Origin of the sequence: Aurantiacibacter suaedae (genome assembly GCF_005434915.1) — a bacterium.
Classification (GTDB): domain Bacteria; phylum Pseudomonadota; class Alphaproteobacteria; order Sphingomonadales; family Sphingomonadaceae; genus Alteraurantiacibacter; species Alteraurantiacibacter suaedae.
This window is the reverse complement of the sequence record NZ_SKCG01000002.1, coordinates 844,742-871,204: the sequence shown is the minus strand read 5'-3', so window position 1 is coordinate 871,204 and position 26,463 is coordinate 844,742. Positions and strand designations below refer to the sequence as shown.

Sequence of the window (26,463 nt, the reverse complement as noted above, 5' to 3'; positions counted from 1 at the left end):
CGCAAGCATGTTCGATAAGCCGGCCGCGGCAGAGCGATTTGCGCCTGCCGCAAGTGGTCCCTTGACCGGCGCAGCGGCACGATTGTAACGCTGGATAGGGTTTCGCGCGTGGATCGGAAAAACCGACCAGCGTGGCGCGCGCAAGGAGAGGAAAATATGCATCTGGTGAAAGCCGCTTCGGGAGCTGTGCTGGCGCTGGCTTTGGCAGCCTGTTCGGCAACCGACGAGGATGGCGGCGGTGTCACGACGGAGATGCTGCTTGGCGCGGCGAGCGACAATTCCGAGTGGCTGACCTACGGGCGCGACTATTCCGAGCAGCGCTACAGCCCGCTCGACCAGATCAATCTTGAAACCGTGAGCGACCTCGGCCTTGCCTGGCACGCCGATATGGACACCGCCCGCGGCCAGGAAGCGACCCCGCTGGTGATCGATGGCAAGATCTATGTCACCACCGCCTGGAGCAAGGTGAAGGCCTACAACGCCGTCACCGGCGAACCGCTGTGGGATTTCGATCCGCAGGTGCCGGGCGAAACGGCGGTGAAGGCCTGCTGCGACGTGGTGAACCGCGGCCTCGCCGCCTATGGCGACAAGCTTTATCTCGGCACACTCGATGGCCGCCTGATCGCGCTCGACCGCGAGACGGGCACGGAAGTGTGGTCGAAGGTCACGGTCGACCAGTCGAAGCCCTATACCATCACCGGCGCGCCGCGCGTGGTGGCAGGGAAGGTAATCATCGGCAACGGCGGCGCCGAATATGGCGTGCGTGGTTATGTCACCGCTTACGATGCCGACAGCGGCGATCAAGCCTGGCGCTTTTACGTGGTGCCCGGTGGCCCGGAGGAAGAAGGTACCGAGCCTGAATATCTCGCCAAGGCGCGCGAGACCTGGAACGGCGAGTGGTGGAAGCTGGGCGGCGGCGGCACCGTGTGGGATTCCATGGCCTACGACCCGGAGCTTGACCTGCTCTATATCGGCACCGGCAATGGCAGCCCGTGGAACCAGGCCTATCGCAGCCCCGGCGGCGGCGACAACCTCTACCTTTCCAGCATCGTGGCAATCCGGCCCGAGACCGGCGAATATGTGTGGCACTATCAGGAAACCCCCGGCGAGACCTGGGACTTCACCGCCACGCAGCACATCATGCTGGCCGATCTCGAAATCGACGGACGCACCCGCAAAGTGCTGATGCAGGCGCCCAAGAACGGGTTCTTCTACGTCCTAGACCGAGAGACCGGCGAACTGATCAGCGCCGACAACTACGTGCCGCAGAACTGGACCACCGGCATCGACATGGCCACGGGCCGCCCGATCGAGGTGCCCGAGGCGCGCTATGGCGACACCGGCAAGCCGTTCGTGTCCACCCCCGGCGCGGGCGGCGGACATTCGTGGCATCCGATGGCATTCAATCCCACACAGGGGCTGGTCTATATCCCGGCCATCGAAGCCGCGTTCCCCTATTTCCCCGAAGCCAACTGGAAGCCCGACCCCAAGCGCGGCTTCAACGTGGGTGTCGATCAGGCTGCCGGGGGCATGCCCGCCATCGAGGCCGTTCGCGAGGGCGCTGCGGCAAGCACAAAAGGTGCGTTGATCGCCTGGGACCCGGTCACGCAAAGCGAACGCTGGCGCGTACAGTATCCCGGCCCCTGGAACGGAGGCCTGCTGGCCACCGGCGGCGGGTTGGTGTTCCAGGGCACCGCGTCAGGATACGTCAAGGCCTACGATGCCGCCAACGGATCAGAGAAGTGGAGCTTTGCCGCCCAGACCGGCGTGATCGCGCCTCCCATCACCTATTCGATCGACGGCGAGCAGTATGTCGCCGTGATGGCAGGCTGGGGCGGGATCTGGGCGCTCGCGCCCGGCGGCATCGTCAACGAGACCAGCGGCCCCGTGCCCAACATCTCGCGGCTGCTGGTGTTCAAGCTCGGCGGCACCGACAAGCTGCCCGACGCGCCGCCGCTGGTGCGTCGCCCGCTCGATCCGCCGGCCTTTACTGGCGATCCTGCCAAGCTCACCCAAGCGACCTACGACTATGGCCGTTATTGCGGCGCCTGCCACGGCGATGCCGTGGTTGGCTCCACCGTGTTGCCCGATCTGCGCCGGTCGGCCGCACTGAACAGCGCCGAGACCTGGCAAGCTATCGTGCACGACGGAGCGCTCGAACTGAACGGGATGGTCAGCTTTGCCGACAGCCTCTCGCGCGAGCGGATCGAGGGCATCCGCCAATATGTCATCTTCCGCGCCAACGAGGATAAGCAACTGGGCGGGATCGGCGCGCAGGAATAGGTAACCGCGGGCGGCAGGTCGAAGCTCGACTCGCCGCGTCCAGCATACTAACGAACGTTATTGTTTTGGCTCGCCGGTGGTATGGTCCCGCTTGCGTTGCTATCTCTGGTTAACGTCAATCGGGCCACGGCTCGAGTCGCTATGGGAAAGGAGAGAATTCTCATGAACGAAGTCACTGCCATCAATCGTACGCAGCCCGAATATTCGGATGCGGTGAAAAAAGCGCTCGCCCGCGCCCCCCAGCTCTACATTAACGGCGAATGGGTCGACAGCACCGGCGATGCCACCATCGACGTTGAAGATCCGTCGACCGGCAAAGTCGTATCGAAAGTCGTCGAGGCGAGCGACAAGGACGTCGACCGCGCTGTTGCCGCCGCCCGCACCGCGTTTGACGACCGCCGCTGGCGCGATATGCCGCCGGTCGCGCGCGAAAAGATCATGCACAAGATCGCCGACCTGATCCTCGCCAATGCCGAGGAGCTGGCCGAGCTGGAAGCGATCGACGTGGGCAAGCCCAAGGGCATGGCCAGCGCGGTCGACGTGCCGGGCGCCGCCGCGCACTTTACCTACATGGCTGGCTGGGCCGGCAAGATCGGCGGCGAAACGCAGGCCCCCTACTCGATGCCCGGCGGCATGATGTTCGCCTACACGTTGAAGGAGCCGGTCGGCGTCTGCGCGCAGATCGTGCCGTGGAACTTCCCGCTGCTAATGGCCTGCCTCAAGATCGCTCCGGCACTGGCCGCAGGCTGCACTACGGTGCTCAAGCCTGCCGAGCAGACCAGCCTCACCGCGCTGCGTCTGGCTGACCTGATCCACGAAGCCGGCGTGCCTGCCGGCGTGGTCAACATCATCACCGGCTATGGCCACACCGGCGGCGACCGCATGGTCAAGCATCCCGATGTCGACAAGGTCGCCTTCACCGGCTCCACCGAGATCGGCAAGCTGATCAACCGCAATGCCACCGAAACACTCAAGCACGTGACGCTCGAACTGGGCGGCAAGAGCCCGGTCGTGGTCATGCCCGATGTCGATGTTGCCGAAACCGCGCCGGGCGTGGCGGGTGCGATCTTCTTCAACTCAGGGCAAGTCTGCGTTGCCGGTTCGCGCCTCTATGCGCACAAGTCGGTGTTCGACAAGGTCGTCGAAGGCATGGCCGAAACCAAGGACTTCTGGGCTCCGCGCCCTTCGCTTGATCCCGATGCCCACATGGGCCCGGTGGTTTCGTCCGAGCAGTTCGACCGCGTGATGGGCTACATCGACGCGGGCAAGCGTGACGGTGCCTCGGTCCTGATGGGCGGCGACAGCCCGGGCGGCGACGGCTACTATGTCAACCCGACGATCCTCACCGATGTGAACCCGCAGATGAGCGTCGTGCGCGAAGAGATCTTCGGCCCGGTCGTGGTCGCCCAGCGCTTCGATGACCTCGACGAGGTGGTGAAGGACGCCAACAACACACAATATGGCCTCGCTGCCGGTGTGTGGACCAAGGACGTCTCGGCCGCGCACAAGATCGCCAGCCGCCTGCAGGCGGGCTCGGTGTGGGTGAACTGCCACGCCATGATCGACCCGGCGCTGCCCTTCGGCGGCTACAAGGAATCGGGCGTCGGCCACGAGCAGGGCCGCCTCGGCCTTGAGGCTTACCTCGAAACCAAGTCGGTGCTGATGAAGCTGTAGTGAATATTAGGCAGCCTGGACATGCATTAGCTTTGCTACTTTCATGCCCAGGCCGCCTGCTACATTCTAAAATTCAATCCAAAGGGTAGCTAATGACGCAGCGTTCTCACACCATTTCCGGATCTCTGGTAATGTCAGAAACCGACGAAGTACTATTGGATTTGGGCCTGCTAAAGGTTTACTTTTCGAAGGATGATAAGATTCGCACGGACGTAGCTTTCTCAGTGAAGGTTCCGTTTGGCTCTGGCCCAGGTAAAGTGAGCACCTCCAATTTTAAGATAGAAGATGGTAGTGGCCAGTCATTCCAACTACTTGTTGTAATATTTGGTGCTGGCGTTGGAGGAGAAATTGCCTCACTGAGCTACTCACTATACCAAACCACTTAATCGTTTTCTGATAAACCTGAAAAGTCCGTTCCGGTCGCGCTGGGGCGGGCTTTTTTATGCCCTTCAGATATGGCCAACGCGCCTTGCTGGCATTACGCAAGCCTGCGAGGAGTGAAACAATCCAACAGGATCGACAGTGCCCATAGACCTCGAGAAAATCCGCGCGATCGACGTGCATGTTCATGCCGAGGTGTCCTGCCACGATCCGGAAGACCCGGTAATGGGCAAGTTCTTCGATGCTGCCAGCGCCTATTTCAAGGCCCCGCGCGAACGGCCCAAGATGCCCGAGATCATCGAGCTGTACCGCGAAAGCCAGATTGCCTTCTGCATGTTCACGGTCGACTGCGAGAGCGGCATGGGCGCCAAGCGCGTTAGCAATTACGAAGTCGCAGAAATCGCCAACAAGAATGACGATATCTGCATCCCCTTCGCCTCGATCGACCCGCACAAGGGCAAGTATGGCGCGCGCGAGGCGCTGGACCTGATCGAGAACCACGGCGTGAAGGGCTTCAAGTTCCATGGCATCGCGCAGAACGCGCACCCAGCCGACCCGGTCGGCTATCCGATCTACGAGGTCATCAACGAATACAAGCTGCCCGCCATCTTCCACACCGGCCATTCGGGCATGGGCACGGGGATGCGCGGCGGCGGCGGGCTGCGTTTGAAATATGGCGAGCCGATGCTGGTCGACGATGTCGCGGTGGACTTTCCCGACATGAAGATCATCCTCGCCCACCCGAGCTGGCCCTGGGTCGACCAGAGCCTGTCGATGGCGTTGCACAAGGACAATGTCTTTATCGACCTTTCGGGCTGGAGCCCGAAGTACTTCCCGGAGCAGGTGATCCGCTATGCGAACACCCAGCTCAAGCACAAGATGCTGTTCGGCAGCGACTTCCCCCTGATCCATCCCGACAAGTGGATCGCCCATGCACAGGAAGTGGGGTTCCGCGAAGAGGTCATGCCCTCTATCATGAAGGGCAACGCAGCAAAGGTACTGGGACTCGCCTGATTTGAACGATCCGGAGCATATTCGGGCGTGGCAACGCCTGTCGTCGGAGATCACCACCTCGGGCATGCTGGCCGAGCGCAACCTGCGCGACCTGATCGGCACCAGAATTAAGCACGTGCTTGATCTTACGCCCGCAGACCACCCCGAAGCCTTGCCAGGCGAGGAACATGGTCTGCGCCTGCTCGGCATCGGCTATACCCGCGTCGAAGTGCCCTTCGCAGAGCCGCAAGAGGAGCACTACGCCGCCTTCGTGCGCGCCGTGGAGGGTCTGCCCCGCCCGCTGCATGTCCATTGCGTTGCGAACCATCGCGTGTCGGCTTTCTTCTATCGCTACCACCTTGAATGCGGGTGGAACGAACAAGAGGCCCGCGCGCTGATGGCGCAGCAGTGGGAACCCGGCCGGAGCGATCATCCCACAGCCGCGCCATGGGGCCAATTCGTGCGCGAGGCGCGGCTCGCATCCGAACGGCGGCGCAAGGTTCGCCCGACATCGAGCATAAGAACACAAATGGATGAGACGGATGCAATTTGACGGCCAGCACATCGCCATCACTGGCGCTTCCTCTGGCATAGGGCTTGCCGCAGCCCGAATGCTGCACGCGCGCGGCGCGAAGGTGACCCTCATCGCCCGCCGCGCCGAGCAGTTGCAGCAGGCCTGTGACGAACTTGGCGAGGGTGCAGCCTTCGCCGTTGGCGATGTGGGCGACCGGGCCGAGCTGGAGGCCGCACTTGACAGAGCGGTTGAGCAGAACGGCCCGATCGAGGGCCTGTTCGCCAATGCCGGGCTGACCGGCGACTTCACCCCGTTCACCGCCTTCGACGGCGAGATTTTCGAAAAGACCCTCAGGGTCAACCTTACCAGCGTGTTCTGGGCGATCCAGAAGGTGATGCCCGCCATGATCGAGGCGAAGAAGGGATCGATCCTGATCACCGGCTCGATGGCCAGCAAGCGGGGCATGGCGCTGAACCCGGCCTATGTCGCCAGCAAGCACGGCGTGCTCGGCCTTGCCCGCGCGGTGGCGGTGGAGATGGCCCCGCACAATGTTCGCTGCAATGTGGTGATCCCGGGCTTCATCGAGACCGAGGCGCTCGCCCGCATCCCCGACGAGCAGCGCGGCAAGATCGAGGGCCGTGTGCCGCAACGCCGGATGGGTAGCAGCGACGAACTGGCCGAGACCGCCTGCTTCCTGCTGTCGGATGCCGCCAGCCACGTGACCGGACAAGACTGGGCCGTCGACGGCGGCACGCTCAACACGCTCGAAATCTAGGAACAGGAGACACCACAATGCGCGCATGGCTGATGCCCGAAGGCTGCGACGGCTTCGACAAGATCCACATGGCCGACCTGCCCGATCCCGAGCCCGGCCCCGGCGAAGTGCTGATCGCGCCGAAGGCCTGGTCGATCAACTATCGTGACTTCGCCGTCGCATCCGGCAAATATTTCGGCGGCCCGATCGAGGAACCCGCCATCCCCCTGTCCGACGGCGCTGGCGAGGTGATCGCGGTCGGCGAAGGGGTCAACAATGTGGCGGTCGGCGACAAGGTGCAGGGCAGCTTCTTCCTCGATTGGATCGACGGCCCGCAAGCCATGGGCCGCGCGCTGGGAGACGGCAAAGCGCCGGGTATGCTGGCCGAAAAGGTTGTGCTGCCGCAGCAGGGCGTGGTGAAGGTGGCGACAAGCCTCTCCTATGCCGAGGCCGCCTGTATGCCCTGCGCGGGCGTCACAGCTTACAACGCGCTGTTCATGGGTGGGCGTCCGGTCGGGAAGGGCAGCGGGGTGCTGGTGCTCGGCTCCGGGGGCGTGTCGATGATCGCGCTTCAGCTGGCAAAGGCGGCGGGCGCTCAAGTGATCGCCACCTCGTCGAGCGACGAGAAGCTGGAGCGTGTGCGGGCGCTCGGGGTCGATCATCTGGTGAATTACAAGACCACGCCCGAGTGGGGCGAGCACATCGCCAAGAATTTCGGCGGCGCCACGCAGGTGGTCGAGGTCGGCGGTGTGGGCACCTTGCAACAGAGCATCAATGCTCTTGCGCCTGAAGGCGAGATCGCCCTGATCGGCGTGCTGTCGGACGGCGAACCGCCCCACCCGCGCCAGCTGATGATGACCGGGGGCTCGATCCGCGGCATTTTCGTGGGCTCGGTGCGCATGGCGATGGACCTCAATGCGATGGTCGACGACCATGCGATCAAGCCGCCCGTCGGCGCGACTTTCGGCTTCGATGAAGCTACCGCAGCCTATGCCCATGCCTGGGGGCCGGAAAGCTTCGGCAAGACGGTCATCACGCTGGATTGACGTTGAACAAGGCGCGCGGACCGTTAAGAAGCTGAATTTGATGACCGATCAGCAAGGTCGAGGGAGGAAATAGACATGTGGCAGGTCCGCGTTGCGCCTTGTGGCGACTTCGATAATCACCCGTTTCAGTCCAACCACTTCGCGGTCGAGCCGCTTTCAGCGGCGATGGGCGCGGAAGTGGTGGGCGTGCGCTTGCCCGAACTGAGCGATGAAGGCGTCGAAAGTCTCAAGCAGGCGCTGTGGAAGCACAAGATGATCTTCCTGCGCGACCAGCACCTGACCCATGCCGAGCACGAAGAATTCTCTGCTCGCCTTGGCCCCTTCGCGGTCGATGCCTATACGCAAGGCGTGGAAGGCCACCGCGATGTTCATCCTATCATCAAGGAGGCCGACGAGGTCACGCCAAGCCTGTTCGGCGGCGGTTGGCATACGGACAGCCCGTTTCTGCCCGAGCCGCCCTCGATCACCTTCCTGCGACAGGTCGAAGGCCCGCCTTATGGCGGAGATACCGCCTGGGCCAACACCGCGCTCGCCTTCAAGCACTTGAGCACAACCTATCAGGATATGCTGCGCCCGCTGAAAGTGTGGATGAGCGCGCGCAACAACATCGCCACGCAAGCGTTCCTGCGCGGCGAGGCGCTTCCCTTCGGCGATCCGGACAAATTCGCGCAGGGAATGAAGGGCAGCTATCACCCCTTTGTGCGCACCCACCCCCACACCGGCGAACCCTCGCTCTATATCTGCGACACCTATGCCGCCGGAATCGAGGGCATGACCACGCACGAGGCGCGACCGATCATCGAGTGGTTGGTGCAGCACACGACGCAGCACGCCTTCACCTGTCGCCTGCGCTGGGAGCCGGGCATGGTGTGCATGTGGGACAATGCCGCAACCATGCACCTGGGCCCTAATGACTACGATGGCTTCCGCCGCGAGATGTATCGCACCACCATTGCGGGCGGCGCGCCTGTCTGAGGTCTGCGCTCAGCTTAGCGCAGGGGCGCGGATCTTCTGGTTTTCTTTTGCCGCGATCAGGTTGCCCACCGCATCGAGCAGGCTGTGCAGGGCCAGAGGTTTGGCCATAAAGCCATCGGCACCGAGCTGAAGGATGCGTTGCTGGTCTCGCGGCGAGGCAAAGGCGGTAATCGCCAGCACCGGCATCTTCGCGTGGGCGGGATCGCGTCGCAGCCGGCGAATCAGCGTCTCGCCCGAGATGTGCGGAATATTGAGATCCATGGTGACAAGGTCGGGGGCATAGTCGCGCACCGCGTCCATCACGTGCGCGCCATCGTCAACCTCGCAAACATCGTAGCCATGCAGACGCAAGCTGTCCGCAAGGAACATCCTGTTGAGCAGGTCATCTTCGACTACGAGAACTCTCTTCGTCATGCGGCACCCTACCAAGTCGAGCCATCGACTGCTGGAACGTAGGAGCTCTTGATCCCACGGGCTGCTTAACAAGACGTAGACGCGCCGTCCGTACCGCGACGAGTGGAGCCAAAATCTCGACAAGCCGAAGATAATCGTTATCGCAGAGTATTAATCTGCCCGGAACACCCGAATGACACGAGATATAACCACTATTCAATCAGGGTTAATTTGCTATTTACGATGCCGCAATCATCAAATAGCTAACCGCCTCCAACTATTCGCCAAAGAAGTTCAGCTCCAGTAAGACGTTGTTCGGGTCAGCAGTGAAGATTTGCCTGAGACCAATCGCCTCCACCACATTTTCCTGATAGCCCGCCCCGCGCGCGTCGAGCCGGGCCTTGGTTTCTTCATATCCGGTGAGGCGCAGCGCAACGTGGTGCAGCGCCCCGGTCAGTGCGCCAGGCGTGATCTCACGATCATAGGCACGCACGCAATCGAGCGAATTGATGTGAATGATCGCGCGGCCAGCGCTGTCAAACATCCAGGTTGCGGTCTGCGGTGTCAGCGGGGGCGGGGCATCGCGCCGCTCGAGGCCAAGCAAAGAGGCATAGAAATCGGCCGTTCCATCCAGATCGCCGGTGATGATGTTGATATGATCGAGCGCTTCCACCTGCATCAGCAACCTCCTGTCGTTTTGTGCCGCTTATGGCTTGCGTGCCTAGCCCAATATTGTATGTGCCACATACTAATTTCGTATATGTGATTCCTTCACAAGCATGAGAGGAGAGCCCTTTATGGCCGAAAATCTGGAACAAGTTCTCGCGCAGGCCAATGGCGATATCGTCAAGCAGCTGCGCAACAACAAGATCGGTGCCTACGTGTACCCGGTTGTTGCCCCGGAATTCTCGAACTGGCGTGACGAGCAGTGGGCCTGGCAGCACGGCGCCGTGCTGTTCGACCAGTCGCACCACATGTTCGACCTCTATATCAATGGCCCCGATGCGCTCAAGCTGCTGTCGGACACCATGATCAACTCGCCCGAAGGTTTCGCCGTCAACAAGGCGAAGCAGTACGTGCCCACCACGCCTTATGGCCACGTGATCGGCGACGGCATCATCTTCCGCCTTGCTGAGGAAGAGTTCGTCTATGTCGGCCGTGCGCCGGCTGCCAACTGGCTGATCTATCACGCCGAAAAGGGCAACTACAACGTCGAGGTCATCAACGACCCGCGTTCGCCTTCGCGTCCGATGGGCAAGCCGGTGAACCGCATCTCCTGGCGCTTCCAGATCCAGGGCCCGCAGGCCTGGAACGTGATCGAGAAGCTGAACGGCGCTCCGCTCGACAAGCTGAAGTTCTTCAACATGGGCGAGATGAAGATCGGCGACAAGACGATCCGCACCCTGCGTCACGGCATGGCCGGTTCGCCGGGCCTCGAAATCTGGGGCCCCTATGAAGATCAGGAATATGTGCGCGAGCACATCCTGAAGGCTGGCGAAGAATTCGGCCTCATCCCGGTCGGTTCGCGTGCCTATCCGTCGAACACGCTGGAATCGGGCTGGATCCCGAGCCCGCTGCCCGCGATCTACACCGGCGACGAGCTGAAGGATTACCGCGAATGGCTTGGCGCCGACAGCTATGAAGCAACCGGCTCGATCGGTGGCTCCTTCGTTGGCAAGAAGATCGAAGACTACTACCTGAACCCCTACGAGCTGGGCTATGGTCCGTTCGTCAAGTTCGACCACGACTTCCATGGCGCCGACGCGCTGAAGAAGATCGCCGAGAACAAGGACGAGCAGCGTAAGAAGGTCACTCTCGAGTGGAATGCGGACGACATGAAGACCATCGTCGGCTCGCTGTTCAACCCGGAAGGCCCGAACTACAAGTTCTTCGATCTTCCGCTCGCGAACTACGCCAACTCGAACTACGACGCCGTCGTCGATGCCGATGGCAACACGGTCGGTCTGTCGATGTTCACCGGCTACTCGTTCAACGAGAAGCGCGGCCTGTCGCTGGCGACCGTTGACCACGAGATCCCGCTCGGCACCGAGCTGAAGGTCAAGTGGGGCGAAGCGCCGAACACCGACAAGACCACCGTGGAAGACCACGAGCAGTTCGAAGCCCGCGTCATCGTGTCGCCGGTTCCGTACTCGAAGATGGCTGGTGACACCTACCAGGCAGGCTGGCGCTCGGGCCGTCAGGGCTAAGCACCAGACCGTCAGGTCTACGAACAAGAGGGGGAGGCGGTGCAAACTGCCTCCCCTTTTTCGTGCGCACGCTTTAGGACGGTCGCAAAGGAGAGATTGTGATGGCCAACTATGTTCTCGTCCACGGTGCCTGGGGCGGCGCACAGACCTGGGGCCGCGTGCCCGCCATGCTGGAGGCACTGGGCCACAAGGTGCTGGTGGCCACGCTGCCCGGCCTCGGATCGCGGCAGGACGAACTGCACCCCGGCATCACCCTGAGCGACCATATCGATGACGTGCGCGATCAGATTGGCAAGGTAGGGTTCGAACGCTTCATCCTCGCCGGCCATTCCTATGGCGGCATGGTCATCACCGGCCTCGCCAGCCAGCTCGGACGCACAATCGATGCAATCTGCTATGTCGATGCGTTCTGGCCCGACAATGACCAGAGCCTGTGGGACATAACCGGCGAGTTCGAGCATAAATGGTACATCGATTCGCAGCGCCACCGCCCTGGTCTCGTTGCCCCGATCGGCGCGATCGACTTTACGATGGTGGCCGGATCGGTCGGCTATCACCCGCTGCTGACGCTTACCGAAGCTCTGGTGCTGTCGGGCGACGAGCAGACGATCCCACGCAAGAGCTACATCTTCGCCACCGGATACGAGCCCTCGCCCTTCCCGCGCTTTGCCGAGAAGGCCAAGGCGCTGGGCGTCGACTACCACGAAACCGGCACCGATCACTTCGTGATGCAGAACGATCCCGAACTGACCACCAAGGTGCTGCTGCAGCTAGCGCGGCCTGCGGAAAGTTAGGCGGCCCGTCGCTGCTCGGATACGAAGCCGCTTTCGGCGGAACGATCGAGAGCGAACTTGCGTACGAGGCTGTTCATACGGTTGGCTTCGCTCGCCAGCACGTTGGCTGCTGCGCTCGATTCTTCGACCATGGCGGCGTTGTTCTGGGTCGAGCGCTCCATCTCGCTCACCGCAACCGTGGTCTGGCTCAGCAGTCCGCTTTGCGACTTGGTGATATCGGCAAGCTTCAGCGCGAGATCGTTGAGGCTCGCCACCCGGCTGTTGATGTCGCCGAAGGCATCGCCCGACTGGGCCACCAACGTCGAACAGCGCGAAACCTGCTCTACGCTCTTCGTGATCAGATCCTTGATGTCCCGCGCGGCATCGGCGCTGCGTTGCGCCAGCGCGCGCACTTCGCTGGCGACAACGGCAAACCCCTTGCCCGATTCGCCTGCACGCGCCGCCTCGACACCCGCGTTCAGCGCCAGCAGATTGGTCTGGAAGGATATGCCTTCGATTACCTCGATGATCTTGCTGATCTCGCTGGTCGAAGCCTCGGCGTTGCGAGTGGCTTCCACCGCTTCGGAAACGGTCGAGCGGCCGGTATCGGCCGTGGAAAGCGTTTCGGCCAAAGCCGAGGACATTTCGCGCGTAGCCTTGGCGGTATCCTCGACGTCGCTCGCGAGACTCTTGGTTGTAGCCGAGGTTTCCTCGAGCGTTGCCGCCGTGGTCTGGGTGCGAATGGCGAGATCGTCGGTTGCCTGGCGGATCTCGGTGGCACCGCGATCGATCGATTCCGCGGCATTCGACACGCCCGAGAGCGCTTCGTTGACGGACTTGCGCATCCGCTCGAAGTCGGCGGCAAGGTTGGCATATTCCGGCGGAAGCTCGCCGAGCCCGCGCGAAAAGTCGCCATCGGCCATCCGGTTCAGGCCCGCTGCCAGCTCGTCCAGCGCTTCGGTGCGCTTGGTCTGCTCGGCGATGAAATAGGCCGAAAGCGCTATTTCCATGTCCAGAAGCGCCATCTTGATCAGCCCGCTCAGCTTGTCGGCAAGGCCGCGGCCTGCAACGCGCAGGATCGGCGACGCGCCGACCATCTTGCGCATTACCTGGCCAAGCACGCGGGCATAGCCGCCGATATACCAGCTCGGCTCGAGGCCGATCTTCGCATGGATGAAACCGATCTTGCGGCTGCGGCCGACCTGTGCCTCGTCGGGCTTGCCGGCGAACAGCGCCTGCCAGTGCGACAGCTGCGCCTGCTTGGCATGGTTCATGTGCTCGGCCGAGCGAAACTTCTCTCTAAGCTCGGGGCGCGCATTGATAGTGTCGTAAAGGTCATCAAGAGCCGCCGGCGCATGGCGGGCCAGCTGCTTGGCAACCGCAGAAAAGCTGCGGACGTCGTCTTCGCTAAGGTTGAAAAAGCGGGAGCGGTCTTCTGGAGTCATATTCTGCATCCGAATCTGGAACCGATGCAGAATATGGTTCGACGAGTTAATGTTGATTGCACATGACCTAGCAGAAAGCCGCAGGCAAACCAGCCAGATAGACACTGGATCTTAATGATAATACCAAAGCTGCCGCAGATCCGACCTCGCCAGCCTAACGCCGGGTAAGCGCAGCCTCGCTTTCACGCATCAACCGGGCGATGATATCGACCACCGGCTCTTCCTGTGTCACCATGCCAACGCTTTGCCCCGCCATCAGCGAGCCGTTCTCGATATCGCCATCGACCACCGCACGGCGCAGCGCGCCGGCCCAGTAGCGCTCGATCTGCAACTGCGCCTCGGCCATTTCGACGCTGCCCTGATCGAGCAACAAGGCGACCTCGCGCTGCTTGCTGGCGAATTCGTCCGTGCCCTTGTTCTTGAGCGCTCGGACCGGGATCACCGGCAGGCGCGTGTCGATCTGCACGCTCGCCTCGGCATCGCGGGCCTTGGCGCGGAAGAAGGCCTTCTTGAAATTGGGATGCGCGATAGACTCGCTGGCACAGGCAAAAGCCGTGCCCATCTGCACGCCCGCCGCGCCCATTTCGAGATAGGCCGCGATCATGTCGCCGCGCCCGATCCCGCCGGCCACGAACACCACATGCTCGGCGGCGAGCTCAGGCAGGAACTCCTGCGCCAGCACGCTGGTGGAGATCGGGCCGATATGGCCGCCCGCCTCGCTGCCCTCGATCACCAGCGCATCGGCGCCGCCACGGAACTGCTTTTTTGCGAGCGCCAGCGTCGGCGCGAACACGATCACCTTGGCTCCGAAGGCCTTGATCGCATCAATGGAGCCCTTGGGCGGAATGCCGCCCGCCAGCACCACATGGCTCACGCCATGCTTTTCGCAGACGCCGATCAGGTCGAACAGATCGGGGTGCATGGTGATGAGGTTCACGCCAAAGGGCTTGTCCGTCAGCGCCTTGGTCCCGGCAATTTCCGCATCGAGCAGCTCGGGCGTCATCGCCCCGCAGGCGATCACCCCGAAGCCGCCCGCATTGCTCATCGCGGCAACGAGGTTGCGCTCCGACACCCAGCTCATCGCGCCGCACAGGATCGCGGTTTCGCTGCCTAGGAACGCGCAGCCGCGCGCCATCAGCGCACTCGTTTTGGCAAAGGTGCTCAAGCGTCGGCCCCGTCAACCGCTGCTTCGGCATCGAGGTCATAGGCAGTGTGCAGCACGCGCACGGCCAGCTCAGTCTCGTCCGAATCGATCAGCACCGAAACCTTGATCTCGCTGGTCGAGATCGCCTGCACGTTGATGCCGCGGTCGGCCAGAGCCTTGAACATGGTGGCGGCAACGCCGGTGTGGCTCTTCATGCCCATGCCCACGACCGAGACCTTGGCCACCTTGGTATCGGTGATGATGCGGTTGAAGCCGATCTTGTCGCGCAGCGTTTCGAGCAGCGCCTGCGCGCGCGGCAGTTCGGCCTGCGGCACGGTGAAGGTCACGTCGGTCTCGCCCTTGTCGCGGCCCACGTTCTGGATAATCATGTCGACATTGATGCCGGCCTCGCCCAGCGGCAGGAAGATCTCGGCCACCGCGCCCGGCTTGTCGGGCACGCGGGTGAGGACAACGCGGGCTTCGTTCTTGTCGAGCGCGATCCCGGTGACGGTCTGGCGTTCCATGTTCTCTTTCTCCAGGTAGGCTTCCATCTCCGCTTCGGAGACGATCATCGTGCCGGGCAGGGTATCGGCGCTGGGGGCATCGGCATCGACGAAGCTGCTGAGCACCTGCAAGCGCACGTTCTTCTTCATCGCGAGGCTGACCGAGCGGGTCTGCAACACCTTCGCCCCGACCGAGGCAAGTTCCAGCATTTCCTCGAACGTGACATACTTCTGCTTGCGGGCGCGCGCGACGATGCGCGGATCGGTGGTGTAGACGCCGTCGACATCGGTATAGATGTCGCAGCGGTCGGCATTAACCGCCGCGGCGATGGCGACCGCCGAAGTGTCGGAACCGCCGCGCCCCATGGTGGCGACGCGGCCGTCTTCCGAAATGCCCTGGAAGCCGGGAATCACCGCGATTTCGCCAGCGCTCATCGCGGCGAGCACGTTGGCGGCGTCGAAATCGTCGACCCGGGCATTGGCATGGGCGCCGAAGGTCTTGACCGGCACCTGCCAGCCCATCCAGCTGCGCGCCTTGCAACCCATGGCCTGAAGGGTGAGCGCGAGCAGCCCCGCCGTCACCTGTTCGCCGCTGGCTACGACCGCGTCGTATTCGGCCGGATCATAGAGCGGGTTGGCCTCGCGGCAGAAGTTCACCAGCCGGTCGGTTTCGCCAGCCATGGCGGATACGACCACCGCGACCTCGTTGCCACCGGCAGCCTGCGCGCGCACCAGTTCGGCCACGCGGCGGATGCGCTCGGTCCCGGCCATGGAGGTGCCGCCAAATTTCATTACAATACGGGCCACGAACGTCCCTTGTCTGTTCTCTGGTTCAATTCCTCGGGCGCTGTTAGGAGCGAGTCATGACCGATGCAATATCTGGCAGTAGCGCGCAGGGCGCGACGATCCGCCCCGAAGAGGCGGCCCACTTCGGCCAGCTGGCCGCCGGGTGGTGGGATCCCAAGGGCTCTTCGGCCATGCTGCACAAGCTCAACCCGGTGCGGCTCGCCTTCCTGCGCGAGGCGATAGACCTGCACTGGGCAGGCGATGTCGAGAGCGTGAGGCCGCTGGCGGGCAAGGCCGCGCTCGATGTCGGCTGCGGCGCGGGGCTGCTGTGCGAGCCTTTGGCGCGACTGGGCGCGGAGGTGACCGGCGTCGATGCCGCGCCCGAGAACACCGCCGCCGCTGCGTCCCATGCCGAGGCCGCCGGGCTCGACATCCGTTATGTGCCGGGCGAGCTGGGAACGCTGGGGCTCGGCCAGTTCGACCTCGTCACCGCGATGGAGGTGATCGAGCACGTCGCCGACAAGCCTGCCTTCGTCGCGCAGTTGGCCGCGCGGCTCGCACAGGCCGGGCTGATGGTCCTCTCGACCCCCAACCGCACCCTGGCCAGCCGCGCGCTGCTGGTGGGCGCTGCCGAGACGTTCGGCATGGTGCCGCGCGGCACGCACCACTGGGACGACTTCCTCACCCCCGACGAACTGGCCGACCTGCTGGCCGAAGCAGGCCTCACCATGGGCGAGCCGCGCGGGATCGCCTTTTCGCCCGCCAAGGGCCTGCACCTGTCCGGCGACCTCTCGCTCAACTTCATCGTCACCGCGCGCCGCGACTGAGCCATGATCGTCCGCGACAAGCCCACGCCGTTCGCGCTGGCCTTTGCACTGCGCGGCTCGATCGTGCCGGTGATCGCGCCGGGCCTGCTGATGCTGGCGGCGCTGGCGGCGCTGGTCGTCTTCGTCCATCACCGCTGGCCCGGCATGGTGCCCGAGCTTGATGGCACCGGCTTCACCGTGTTCGGCATCGCACTCTCGCTGTTCCTAGGCTTCCGCAACAACGCTGCCTACGAGCGCTGGTGGGAGGCCCGCAAGCTGTGGGGCGGTTTGCTCGCCGACCTGCGCAGCTTTGCCCGCGAACTCGACCTGTTCGAGGCCGAACGCGAACGCCGCCGCGAGCTGCTGCGGCTCGCCCTCGCCTTCCTGCACCTGCACCGCGCCAACCTGCGCAAGCTTGCGGGCGACGAGCAGAGTGCCAGCCGCGGAGCCCGCTTCCTCAGCGCGCCCAACCCTCCCGATGCTGCGCTCAACGCCATGGCCGTGGCGCTCGCCGAGGCCCGCGCCGACGGGGCGATCGACGGCTTCGGCGCCAAGGCGCTGGCCGAGCGGCTCGCCTCCATGGCGCTCGCCCAGGCCGGGTGCGAGCGCATTGCCAACACCCCGCTGCCCTACGTCTACTCGCTGCTCATCTACCGCACGACCTACCTCTACTGCCTGCTCCTGCCGCTGGCGCTGGTCAGCCCGGTGGGCTGGTTCGCGCCGGTGTTCGTGGCCATCGTCGGTTACGTGTTCCTTGGCCTTGCCGAGGTGACCGAAGACCTCGCCCACCCCTTCGGCATGACACCCAATGCCCTGCCGCTCGACGCGATCTGCCGCGCCGCCGAGATCAGCATCGCCCCGCATCTGGGCGAGGAGCCGCCGGAGCCGTTCGCCCCGCGCGACTACTACCTCAGTTAGCCGCGCGCAGGCGCACCGCTTCGCCAGCGTGGTCGGTGAACAGCCCATCGATGCCCGCCGCGACCAGCACGCTCCACAGCTTCGCCGCATCGCCCACGCCCGCCGGATCGTCGCCCATCCGCAAGGCGGGCGGAAGGAAGGCGTTTTCGTGGCGCATGGTCCAGGGATGGACCGCCAGGCTGCGCGCGTGCGCTGCCGCCACCAGTCCGGTGGGGGTGCCATCGGGCTTGAGCACCTGCGAGATCGCCGGGCCGATCCCCTCGGCATAGGTGGCGATCATGGCGAGCCCGTCGTCGTCGAGCATCTGCGCATAGGTCCGCCCCGCGACGTCCGCCGGACCGCTGATGGGCGCGACCAGCTGGATCAGCGGGAACGCGGTAAGCTGGTTCAGCCGCACCAGCGGGGTCACCTCGAAGCACTGGATGAACACCGGATCGACGCCGGGTCGCATCCCCGCCGTCTCCAGCTCGGCCAGCAGCATGGCAGCAAGGTCGTAGCCGATACCGGCGAAGTAGGCGGGGTGCTTGATCTCGGGGTAGATGCCGATCTTGCGGCCCGTTTCCGCCTCCTTGCGCTTCACCAGCGCAAGCACCTCGGCGAAGGTCGGCACGGCATAGTCACCGTCATGCGCTGCGCTGGCGGGCCGTAGCTCGGGCAGCCGCTCTTTCGCGCGCAGCGTCTTCAGTTCGGCCAGCGTCAGGTCTTCGGTGAACCAGCCGGTCTGCTCCGCCCCGTCGATGATGCGGGTGGTCAGGCGGCTGGCGAACTCGGGGCGCAGATCGATATCGGTGGTGCCGCCGATCTCGTTCTCATGGCGGGCGACGAGCACGCCGTCCTTGGTCGCCACTAGGTCCATCTCGATGTAGTCCGCCCCGTCGTCGATGGCCTTCTCGTAAGCCGCGAGCGTGTGCTCGGGCAGATCGCCGCTGGCCCCGCGATGGGCGATGATCAGCATGTCGCTATCCTGCGCCACGGCCGGCGCTGTCAGCAGCAGCGCAGCAAGGCAGGCGAGCCACTTCACACCAGTTCTTCCTGCCACTTCGCCGCATCGAACCCGATCAAGAGGCCTGCTCCGTTTTTGGCATCGTGCTCGACCACCGGGCGCTTGATCATGCTTGGATGCTCGACCAGCAGCGCAGCCGCACCGATGGCATCGCCCGCAAGTGCCTTCTCGCCCTCGTCAAGCTTGCGCCAGGTCGTGCCGCGCCGGTTGAGCACCACGTCGATCCCCTCTGCGCCGATCCAGCGTTCGACCTTCACCGGGTCGGCCCCTTCCTTCTTGTAGTCGTGGAAGGTGTAGGCAAGCCCCTGCTCGTCCAGCCACTTGCGGGCCTTCTTGACGGTGTCGCAGTTGGGGATGCCGTAGAGGTCGATGGTCATGGGGTTCTCGCCAAGGTGTTACAGGTGTGACACTGTCCTAGAGGGAAAACAGGAGCCGCGAAACCGGCGCGCCGCAGCTCACCGCCAATGGCCTGGCAAGGCTTCATTTCGATGACCGGCGCGCAAGGATCATAACGGTGTCGGTTTCGCCGTGATTTTCATACCGAAGCAAGGTCTCGGTGAATCCATAGGTCTTGAATAGCCCGAGCACGGCATCGAGCGAATACTCGTTCATCTCCATCACCGGCGCATCGGACGCCTTGCGATCCAGCAGGTTCAGGACGGTTTGTCCGCCCGGCACCGAATGACGGATTTTGTAGACCAGCTCCCGCTTCCAGCCGTGATGTCGCTTCGTCGAGAAATGGATCAGGCACCCGCCGCCCACACGTATCCGGTCAAGCAACTGGCTCAGAATAACCATCCCGCGTGCGACGGGAATATGCTGGAAAACGATGCAGCTGTTCACAAAGTCGAACGAACCCTCGACCCGTGACAGGGCATCGTCCGACAGCAGATAATCGATCTGCCGCCCGTCACTGTTGCGCCGCGCTTCATCGAGCATCGCCTCGGACACGTCCAGGCCCACCACACTGCCAAATTGCTCTGACAGCGGAATTGTCAGCCGACCTACCCCGCAGCCAAAGTCCAGCGCGCGCTCCCGCGGCAGGGCACCAAAATGCCGTTCAAGCTCGGCCAGCCAGTGATTGACGAAACCACGGCCACTTTCGAAGAAAAGGTGCCGGTTCTCGTCGATGCGATCGCTGCGAAAACGAGGATCGGTGAGCACGGCGTAATAGGGATCGCGCTCACCCCAGATACGCCAGTTTTCGTCGCTATCGGCCATCGCGCCTCTTTATTCTTTTTCAGTGCTCATGCCAGAGGCATGGCACGGCTTTCCCGCTGTAGGAAAGGGCGGTCTATCGCGCTGCGCGACCCGTCAATGTACCGATTGTCGCAGCGCAGCATTGCAGCCCCATCATCGCGCTGGCATAAACTGCCTCTGCAATTGCCGGATCGGCTTCCCGACCCTTACCCTAACAATCCCAATTATCGTGGCAGAGAAGGCGCTTATGCAGCTATTCCGGAAGAAGGTAAAAGAGACTTCGCGCGAGCCCGAACTGCCGCTCGTTACCCCGGCAGAACGGCCGCTTGCAGTTGAAAGGATGCTGTTTGTCTGCGGGCTTCACCGCAGTGGAACGACCCTGCTCGAACATCTTCTTCGTTCGCATTTCCGGATTGCCGGCCTGCAGGCGCCAGTCCCGGAGAATGAGGGCCAGCATCTTCAGGATGTCTATCCTGCGGCGCGCGAATTTGGTGGCCCGGGCCGCTTTGCCTTCTCCCCGCAAATGCGGATGGCCCAGCCCGCGACGGATCCACAAACGGCGCAGCGCCGTCTGCTATGCTGCTGGGCGCCTTGGACACAGGGCGAGGATCGCATCTTGCTGGAAAAGAGCCCACCCAACCTGACCAAGATCGGCTGGTTGCGATCCGTGTTCCCCGGCAGCCGGTTTGTCATCATGACGCGTGACCCGCGAGTTGTGGCCTGTGCGACGCGCAAATGGTCGAACACATCCATTGAGGAACTGGTGTACCATTGGCACATAGCGCATGAAGCGGCGCTGGAGGACGAGAGTTCCGACTGCCTCAGGCTCCGCTACGAGGATTTGTGCGAAAATCCTTCCGCGGCACTTGAGGCGATAAGCCTGTTCGCCAATCTTGATCCCCGTGAGGTGCCGCTGGAAACAGAAGGCAGGTTTGCCGATATCCGGAACACCAACGCAAAATATCTTGAGACGCTGGCGCCTACACGGTTTGGCAGTGGCTCATGGCAGGAATTCCAATACCAGCTTGACTGATCCTGACCGGGCAAACTGCTCGGATAGCGCAATTGTCAGCCGCCCCAGCCCCGCGCAGCGTGTAGGAAAGGACGCTCAGCCCTGCGCCATGAACCGGTGTATGCGCGGATTGTCGCAGGTGAACAGGGTGTAGTCGGCGTAGTAGGCCTCGCGCCCGCGGGCCTGTGCTACGCGGTGTTCGGCCACGCGGCCCCAGTTGCGGGCCGCCCCCTCGCTCTCCCATTCGGACAGGGCAATCACCTCGCCATCGTCGGCGGCATAGCTCTTGAACGAGAGAAAGCCCGGTTGCTGGCGGGCCATGGCCTCCATCCGGGCAGCCTCGGCGGAGTAAGCCGCCTGATCGATGTCGGCGCGCTTGCGGTTGCGGAATACCACCAGGTACATTGTCGCTCCTCCAGCCCATTTCCGTTTGTGGTGAGGAGGGGACGAAGGGATATTCCAAGTCACCCCAGATGCGCATCGGCAATGGCCACCGCCAGCGCGTCGGCCGCATCCGCGCCCACCACCTTTACCCCCGGCAACAACACCTTGAGCATCGCCTGCACCTGTGCCTTCTCGGCAGCGCCGGTGCCCACCACCGATTTCTTCACCGCGCGCGCCGCATGTTCGCGCACCGCCAGCCCCATCCCATCGTAGGCCGCGCCGCAAGTCGCCAGCACGGCCCCGCGCGCCTGGGCCAGCTTCAGCGTCGACTGCGGGTTCTTGTTGAGAAATATCTCTTCAGCCGCAGCGCGATCGGGCCGGTAGCGCGCGATCACCTGCGCGAGCTCAGCCTGCAGGAAGGCCAGCCGCTCGGGCATCGGGGTGGCAGAGGCAGTCTTCACCTGGCCATGCGCGACATGGCTGATCCGGCTGCCCTCTGAACGGATCACGCCCCAGCCGGTGGAACTGAGCGAAGGATCGAGGCCGAGGATAATCATGGCAGGCCCGTCACAGGCCGAAGGCGAGCGACAGCCGCCAGACAATCGCCAAGAGCAGCGGGATGGCGATGATGAGCAGGATCGCCCAGTCGCGCCAGGGCCGCATCAACCAGCTCAGCCCGCCAGCTTCTCCATCAGCTCGTCGGAGATGTCGTAGTTGCCCCAGACGGTCTGCACGTCGTCATCATCGTCGAGCGCGTCCACCAGCTTCAGCAGCGTGGTCGCTTCCTTCTCTTCCATGTCGACGGTGATGTTGGGCTTCCACGCCAGCTTCACGGTCTCCGCATCGCCAAGCGACTTTTCCAGCTCGGCGGCGATCTGGTGCAGCTGATCGGCCTCGGTCCAGATGGTGTGGCCGTCTTCGCTCGATTCGATATCGTCGGCGCCCGCTTCCATCGCCGCTTCGAGGATCTTCTCCTCGTCGCCCGCGCTGGTCGGATATTCGATCAGGCCCTTGCGCTCGAACCCGTGCTGAACGCTGCCCTCGGTGCCCATGTTGCCGCCGTTCTTGGAGAACGCGGTGCGCACGTTGGTGGCGGTGCGGTTGCGGTTGTCGGTCAGCGTTTCCACGATCAGCGCCACGCCGCCCGGGCCATAGCCCTCGTAGCGGACCTCTTCGTAGTTCTCACCGTCCGAAGCCGAGGCCTTGTCGATCGCGCGCTGGATATTGTCCTTCGGCATCGACTGCGCCTTGGCGGCATTGACCGCAAGGCGCAGGCGCGGGTTCATGTCGGGATCGGGCATGCCCATCTTGGCGGCCACGGTGATTTCGCGGCTGAGCTTGGAAAAGAGGCCCGAGCGCTTCTTATCCTGCGCACCCTTGCGGTGCATGATGTTCTTGAATTTGGAATGGCCTGCCATGGTGATCCGTCGCTTGTGCGTCTGAAACTGGAAAGCGCCGCCTAGACCAGCGGCGCTTGTCCTTCAACTACCCGTAAGCAGTATCAGATTTTCACCGCCGTGCCGCTGGCGGAAACCATCAGCATCGAGCCTGACTGGCCGATCACCTCATAGTCGAGGTCGATCCCGACCACGGCATTGCCGCCGAGCGCGCCGCACTCGGCCTGCAATTCCTCGATCGCCTGCTTGCGCGCATCGGCGAGGATCCGCTCGTAGCTGCCCGAACGCCCGCCCACGATGTCACGGATATTGGCAAACAGATCGCGGAAGACATTGGCACCGACAATCACCTCTCCGGTGACGATGCCGAGATATTCCTGGATCGGGTGCCCCTCTATCGTGGGCGTAGTGGTAACGGGGATTCCGCGCGTCTTTCCAGGGGCCTGCCATTGTCGTGTCTCCTTGCGGACTGCTATTAGTGTATTGCTAATGCAATACAGCCGGTCTGCAAGCAAGCCCCCGATCTATTCTTCAGCTGGCGCGGTAATCTCGATATCGCGCTTGTCGCCCCAAGTGGTCGTCCGCGAGACTATGCGTCTTGCATTAATCACCTCGGCGACACGTTGCGGAGAAGGTAACCGGTCCTGCGGAGCAAACTGTGTGCTCACCTTCGCATTGTGCAAAGCGATGTCGAAGCGCGGCGCGGCCGCACTTCCGGGCTCAGACAGCAGGCCGCTGAGCGTGTCGCGGTAGACTTGCACGGCCACCCCGCTATCACCCAGCGCCAGCAAGTATCCATCCGTCTGTTCATCGGCACGATAGATGGTCTGAACTCCGCCGAGCGTGCTATCGATGCACCATTGGGCTCCGGCTGTCTTTTCCGAAAGCGTCTCCGGCTTATCCTCCTGTTGCAGGAGCAGATCATTCATCAAGCCGCCGAGCAAGTTGGCGCCAATATCCTCAGGAGCATCCTGCACCGCATTATCGAAGCTCAGCGGCGCGCTGCATTCGATCACGGGCATCGCGACCGGTGAATTTGCCGTGGGCAGATCGAGCTCGGAGATTGCCGCCTGCATCCATTGCTCAAGCTCCGCAGGCGTACGCCGTGCGGAGGATGCCCGCACTTTGACCAGCCAGCCGTCAAGCGCGAACAAGGCCAGACCGGTGCTGCGGAACGGTGCCTCGGCTCCAAGTCTGAAGACAGCCTTCAGACCCGAGGCATGCGACTGCCCGGGCGGCACGAAAGCCTCTGTCGAGCCGACGATTTCCGGGATGCCAAAATTGCCGCGGGCCGTGATCGCTGCCTGCGCCTGTGCCATCCAGACCGGCACCGCGCCGCTGGTTTGCCGAAAGAAATAAAGACTCAGCAGCTCGTCGGTATCGGGAGTTTCGAACTGGAAACCGACATTGAGGAAGTCGTCGGCAAAGGCGATTGCCTCTTCTCGCGACAACCCGCCCCATTTGGCGGGCACCACCACATGACTATGCGGGTGTTCCCAGCTTGCGGCAGGATCCAGATCGATCCGCTCCTGCGCGTGACCGGCGAAAGGCGTCAGCGCGAGAATCGCGGCTACAAAGGCAGTGCACCGTAGATCCATAGAAAAGCCCCTTCCCACAAGCAGCCTTCCACAGGCGCCGCCAATGCACAAGCAGGCGTAATCACCCCAACCCGAGCGCGGCCTTGTAGGTGTCGAGGATCATTTCCATTTCGCTGCGGTCGTTCGGGTCCATCTTCCGCAGGCGCACGATCTGGCGCATGATCTTGGGGTCATAACCCACAGCCTTGGCCTCGGCGTAGACGTCGCGGATATCGTCGGCGATGCCCTTCTTTTCTTCTTCGAGGCGTTCGATGCGCTCGATCAGCAGGCGCAGGCGGTCGTCAGTGGCTTCGGCCATCGGGGTGCTCCATCAAAATTCGAGAATCGTTAATGGCAGCCCGATAGCCAGCCATAAGCGCCGGGTGAAGGCCCGGATCACGCGCTGCGCGATTAATCTTGTGCGTTCTTTTTCAGGCTCTCGTCCATTCGGGCAAGCTGCTCGGGGGTGGCCTCGGTCTGATATTTCGCCTTCCATTCGTCCATCGGCATACCGTGAATCAGCGCGCGCGCATCGGCCTTGTCGCCTTCGTATCCGGCATCGCGAATCCAGTCGGCAAGGCAATTGCGGCAGAAGCCCGAGAGCCCCATCAACTCGATGTTCTGCGCGTCGTGGCGGTGGCGCAGATGGCGCACCAGACGGCGAAATGCGGCAGCCGCCACGTCGTCGGGCAGCTGGTCCAGCGGATCGTGTGTGTCGCTCATGGTCTCATGTGTCCTTGTCTTGTCGTGGGATGGTGCGATAGGCGTTCAGATGATGACAAAATTCGCCCCCCGCAACCGCAAGGTCAAAATCCTTGCCACCACCGGCCCCGCCACCGAAGATCCGGAAGTGCTGCGCGCCTTGTTCCGCGCCGGTGCCGATGCCTTCCGCGTCAACATGAGCCATGGCGAGCACGCATTCCACGCGCAGACGATCGCCAAGATCCGCGCGCTGGAGGCAGAGTTCGGCCGCCCGATCGCGATCCTTGCCGACCTGCAGGGGCCGAAGCTGCGCGTCGGCAAGATCGCTGGCGGGCGCGCCACGATCCCGCACGGAGGCACGTTCACCTTCGACCGTGACCCGACACCGGGCGACGCCACCCGCGCCGAACTTCCGCACGATGAAATCTTCCGCGTGATCGAGGCGGGCCAGCGGTTGCTGGTGAACGACGGCAAGATCCGCCTGCGCGTGAAAAGCGCCAGCGCCGAAGCCATCGTCTGCACCGCCGAAGTCGGCGGAGTAATTTCCGACCGCAAGGGCGTGAACGTGCCCGACGCCGAGATTCCGATCCCCGCGCTGACCGAGAAAGATCGCCGCGACCTCGCCTTTGCGCTCGATCAGAATGTCGACTGGATCGGCCTGAGCTTCGTCCAGCGTCCGGAAGATCTGATCGAGGCGCGCGACCTGATGCTCACACCAGAGGGCGAGAAGCGCGCCTTCCTCTGCGCCAAGATCGAAAAGCCTCAGGCGGTGAAGTGCCTCGATGAGATCATCGCTCAGTCCGACGGGATCATGGTGGCGCGCGGCGATCTGGGCGTCGAGCTGAACCCCGAGGAAGTGCCGCCGCTGCAGAAGAAAATCGTCAACGCCACCCGGCTCACCGGCAAGCCGGTGATCGTGGCAACGCAGATGCTCGAATCGATGATCGAAAGCCCCACGCCCACGCGCGCCGAGGTCTCCGACGTCGCCAATGCGGTTTACGACGGGGTCGATGCGGTGATGCTGAGCGCCGAAACCGCCGCTGGCGACTGGCCCGAAGAGGCCGTGATGATGATGGACGCGATCGCGCGTCAGGTCGAACGCGACGATGGCTATCGCTCGCGCATTCGCGCTCTGGAAACCCCGCCCGACAAGACCACCGCCGATGCGCTGGCCAATGCCTGTATGCACATCGCCGATACGATGGACATCGATGCGATTGCCGTGTTCACCTGGTCCGGCTCATCTGCCCGGCGCGTGTCGCGCGAACGGCCCGCCGTGCCGCTGATGGCGCTGACCCCGCAGCTGAGCGTGGCGCGGCGGATGGCGCTGCTCTGGGGCGCGCACGCGGTCGCCACGCGCGATATCGAAAGTTTCGAAGAAATGGTCGGCAAGGGCAAGCGCATGGCGCTGCGCAACGGCCTTGGCGAGTCCGGCTCGCAACTGGCGGTGATGGCGGGCGTACCGTTCGGCCAGCCGGGCGCGACCAACCTCGTCCATATCGTCACACTCGATGGCAGCGAGCTTGAGGGATACGAAGGCGAAGCGCTTACAGACTAGCGCCGCGCCGGGGAGAGCAGCGCTCACAAAGCGGC

At 63.2% G+C, this 26,463-nt stretch carries 29 protein-coding genes; 14 read left to right on the top strand and 15 right to left on the bottom strand.

Features of this window, described 5'->3' with window-relative positions; all coding sequences use genetic code 11:
- Positions 1–156: 156 nt before the first annotated feature.
- From E0473_RS10555 to E0473_RS10520, 8 genes are all read left to right on the top strand, one after another.
- A complete protein-coding gene (locus tag E0473_RS10555) occupies positions 157–2,283 on the top strand; it encodes a PQQ-dependent dehydrogenase, methanol/ethanol family (RefSeq protein ID WP_137680796.1) in 2,127 nt (708 codons plus the stop codon).
- A gap of 162 nt (positions 2,284–2,445) precedes the next feature.
- The gene (locus E0473_RS10550) at positions 2,446–3,957 is read left to right on the top strand and encodes an aldehyde dehydrogenase family protein (protein WP_137680795.1); all 1,512 of its coding nucleotides are present in this window, start codon (positions 2,446–2,448) and stop codon (positions 3,955–3,957) included.
- A 131-nt stretch (positions 3,958–4,088) separates the two neighbouring features.
- The gene (locus E0473_RS10545) at positions 4,089–4,343 is read left to right on the top strand and encodes a hypothetical protein (RefSeq protein ID WP_137680794.1); all 255 of its coding nucleotides are present in this window, start codon (positions 4,089–4,091) and stop codon (positions 4,341–4,343) included.
- A 136-nt stretch (positions 4,344–4,479) separates the two neighbouring features.
- On the top strand, positions 4,480–5,352 hold the full coding sequence (locus E0473_RS10540; protein WP_277751516.1) for an amidohydrolase family protein: 873 nt from the start codon (positions 4,480–4,482) through the stop codon (positions 5,350–5,352).
- A gap of 1 nt (position 5,353) precedes the next feature.
- On the top strand, positions 5,354–5,884 hold the full coding sequence (locus tag E0473_RS10535) for a protein-tyrosine phosphatase family protein (protein ID WP_137680793.1): 531 nt from the start codon (positions 5,354–5,356) through the stop codon (positions 5,882–5,884).
- A complete protein-coding gene (locus tag E0473_RS10530; protein WP_137680792.1) occupies positions 5,874–6,620 on the top strand; it encodes an SDR family NAD(P)-dependent oxidoreductase in 747 nt (248 codons plus the stop codon). Before E0473_RS10535 ends, E0473_RS10530 begins: the two co-directional genes overlap by 11 nt.
- A gap of 17 nt (positions 6,621–6,637) precedes the next feature.
- Positions 6,638–7,645 carry a zinc-dependent alcohol dehydrogenase family protein gene (locus E0473_RS10525; RefSeq protein ID WP_137680791.1) on the top strand — a complete coding sequence of 336 codons (1,008 nt, stop codon included), beginning with the start codon at positions 6,638–6,640 and terminating at the stop codon, positions 7,643–7,645.
- Between the two features lie 75 nt (positions 7,646–7,720).
- Positions 7,721–8,620, top strand: a complete 900-nt coding sequence (locus E0473_RS10520; RefSeq protein ID WP_137680790.1) for a TauD/TfdA dioxygenase family protein — start codon at positions 7,721–7,723, stop codon at positions 8,618–8,620.
- A 9-nt stretch (positions 8,621–8,629) separates the two neighbouring features.
- On the opposite strand, the gene E0473_RS10515 is transcribed toward E0473_RS10520, so the two are convergent.
- Together E0473_RS10515 and E0473_RS10510 are read right to left on the bottom strand one after the other, a co-directional pair.
- Complete coding sequence (locus E0473_RS10515; RefSeq protein ID WP_137680789.1) at positions 8,630–9,034, bottom strand: response regulator; 405 nt, start codon at positions 9,032–9,034, stop codon at positions 8,630–8,632.
- 256 nt (positions 9,035–9,290) lie between these two features.
- Positions 9,291–9,692 (bottom strand): VOC family protein, encoded by a 402-nt coding sequence (locus E0473_RS10510; protein ID WP_137680788.1) that lies wholly within the window; start codon positions 9,690–9,692, stop codon positions 9,291–9,293.
- 118 nt (positions 9,693–9,810) lie between these two features.
- Between E0473_RS10510 and ligM the strand changes: the two genes are divergently transcribed.
- Both ligM and E0473_RS10500 read left to right on the top strand, forming a co-directional pair.
- Positions 9,811–11,220: a vanillate/3-O-methylgallate O-demethylase gene (ligM, locus tag E0473_RS10505; RefSeq protein WP_137680787.1), complete on the top strand. Its 1,410-nt coding sequence runs from the start codon at positions 9,811–9,813 to the stop codon at positions 11,218–11,220.
- Between the two features lie 101 nt (positions 11,221–11,321).
- A complete protein-coding gene (locus E0473_RS10500) occupies positions 11,322–12,014 on the top strand; it encodes an alpha/beta fold hydrolase (protein WP_137680786.1) in 693 nt (230 codons plus the stop codon).
- Here E0473_RS10500 and E0473_RS10495 read toward each other — a convergent pair.
- From E0473_RS10495 to E0473_RS10485, 3 genes are all read right to left on the bottom strand, one after another.
- Positions 12,011–13,438: a globin-coupled sensor protein gene (locus E0473_RS10495; protein WP_161981571.1), complete on the bottom strand. Its 1,428-nt coding sequence runs from the start codon at positions 13,436–13,438 to the stop codon at positions 12,011–12,013. The genes E0473_RS10500 and E0473_RS10495 overlap by 4 nt on opposite strands.
- Before the next feature lie 154 nt (positions 13,439–13,592).
- Positions 13,593–14,573: an NAD(P)H-dependent flavin oxidoreductase gene (locus tag E0473_RS10490; protein ID WP_137680784.1), complete on the bottom strand. Its 981-nt coding sequence runs from the start codon at positions 14,571–14,573 to the stop codon at positions 13,593–13,595.
- Between the two features lie 26 nt (positions 14,574–14,599).
- Positions 14,600–15,892 (bottom strand): aspartate kinase, encoded by a 1,293-nt coding sequence (locus E0473_RS10485; RefSeq protein ID WP_137680783.1) that lies wholly within the window; start codon positions 15,890–15,892, stop codon positions 14,600–14,602.
- A gap of 56 nt (positions 15,893–15,948) precedes the next feature.
- Here E0473_RS10485 and ubiG point away from each other — a divergent pair, with 56 nt between their 5' ends.
- Together ubiG and E0473_RS10475 are read left to right on the top strand one after the other, a co-directional pair.
- Positions 15,949–16,698, top strand: coding sequence for a bifunctional 2-polyprenyl-6-hydroxyphenol methylase/3-demethylubiquinol 3-O-methyltransferase UbiG (gene ubiG / locus E0473_RS10480; protein ID WP_137680782.1), 750 nt, complete (start codon positions 15,949–15,951; stop codon positions 16,696–16,698).
- Positions 16,699–16,701: 3 nt separating this feature from the next.
- Positions 16,702–17,595 (top strand): bestrophin family protein, encoded by an 894-nt coding sequence (locus tag E0473_RS10475; RefSeq protein WP_137680781.1) that lies wholly within the window; start codon positions 16,702–16,704, stop codon positions 17,593–17,595.
- On the opposite strand, the gene E0473_RS10470 is transcribed toward E0473_RS10475, so the two are convergent.
- The 3 genes from E0473_RS10470 to E0473_RS10460 form a co-directional block, all read right to left on the bottom strand.
- Positions 17,588–18,634, bottom strand: a complete 1,047-nt coding sequence (locus E0473_RS10470; protein WP_421721785.1) for a glycerophosphodiester phosphodiesterase family protein — start codon at positions 18,632–18,634, stop codon at positions 17,588–17,590. The two genes, E0473_RS10475 and E0473_RS10470, sit on opposite strands and share 8 nt — an antisense overlap.
- Positions 18,613–18,975: an ArsC family reductase gene (locus E0473_RS10465; RefSeq protein WP_137680780.1), complete on the bottom strand. Its 363-nt coding sequence runs from the start codon at positions 18,973–18,975 to the stop codon at positions 18,613–18,615. Before E0473_RS10465 ends, E0473_RS10470 begins: the two co-directional genes overlap by 22 nt.
- Before the next feature lie 103 nt (positions 18,976–19,078).
- Positions 19,079–19,819, bottom strand: coding sequence for a class I SAM-dependent methyltransferase (locus E0473_RS10460; RefSeq protein WP_137680779.1), 741 nt, complete (start codon positions 19,817–19,819; stop codon positions 19,079–19,081).
- Positions 19,820–20,027: 208 nt separating this feature from the next.
- Between E0473_RS10460 and E0473_RS10455 the strand changes: the two genes are divergently transcribed.
- A complete protein-coding gene (locus tag E0473_RS10455) occupies positions 20,028–20,831 on the top strand; it encodes a sulfotransferase family protein (protein WP_161981570.1) in 804 nt (267 codons plus the stop codon).
- Positions 20,832–20,906: 75 nt separating this feature from the next.
- Here the strand turns inward: E0473_RS10455 and E0473_RS10450 are convergent, their stop codons facing one another.
- The 7 genes from E0473_RS10450 to E0473_RS10420 all read right to left on the bottom strand — a co-directional run bounded on the left by E0473_RS10450 (position 20,907) and on the right by E0473_RS10420 (position 24,891).
- Positions 20,907–21,215 (bottom strand): antibiotic biosynthesis monooxygenase family protein, encoded by a 309-nt coding sequence (locus tag E0473_RS10450; RefSeq protein WP_137680777.1) that lies wholly within the window; start codon positions 21,213–21,215, stop codon positions 20,907–20,909.
- 59 nt (positions 21,216–21,274) lie between these two features.
- Entirely contained in the window at positions 21,275–21,751 is a 477-nt protein-coding gene (gene ruvC / locus E0473_RS10445; RefSeq protein WP_137680776.1) for a crossover junction endodeoxyribonuclease RuvC, read from the bottom strand.
- 114 nt (positions 21,752–21,865) lie between these two features.
- Positions 21,866–22,612: a YebC/PmpR family DNA-binding transcriptional regulator gene (locus tag E0473_RS10440; RefSeq protein ID WP_137680775.1), complete on the bottom strand. Its 747-nt coding sequence runs from the start codon at positions 22,610–22,612 to the stop codon at positions 21,866–21,868.
- 83 nt (positions 22,613–22,695) lie between these two features.
- Positions 22,696–23,013, bottom strand: a complete 318-nt coding sequence (locus E0473_RS10435) for a heavy metal-binding domain-containing protein (protein WP_137680937.1) — start codon at positions 23,011–23,013, stop codon at positions 22,696–22,698.
- Between the two features lie 102 nt (positions 23,014–23,115).
- The gene (locus E0473_RS10430) at positions 23,116–24,069 is read right to left on the bottom strand and encodes a hypothetical protein (protein WP_137680774.1); all 954 of its coding nucleotides are present in this window, start codon (positions 24,067–24,069) and stop codon (positions 23,116–23,118) included.
- Positions 24,070–24,250: 181 nt separating this feature from the next.
- Positions 24,251–24,487 (bottom strand): DUF2312 domain-containing protein, encoded by a 237-nt coding sequence (locus E0473_RS10425; protein WP_119591694.1) that lies wholly within the window; start codon positions 24,485–24,487, stop codon positions 24,251–24,253.
- Positions 24,488–24,579: 92 nt separating this feature from the next.
- A complete protein-coding gene (locus E0473_RS10420) occupies positions 24,580–24,891 on the bottom strand; it encodes a DUF1244 domain-containing protein (protein ID WP_137680773.1) in 312 nt (103 codons plus the stop codon).
- Positions 24,892–24,943: 52 nt separating this feature from the next.
- Between E0473_RS10420 and pyk the strand changes: the two genes are divergently transcribed.
- Positions 24,944–26,428 carry a pyruvate kinase gene (pyk, locus tag E0473_RS10415; RefSeq protein ID WP_137680772.1) on the top strand — a complete coding sequence of 495 codons (1,485 nt, stop codon included), beginning with the start codon at positions 24,944–24,946 and terminating at the stop codon, positions 26,426–26,428.
- The last annotated feature ends 35 nt before the right edge of the window (positions 26,429–26,463 follow it).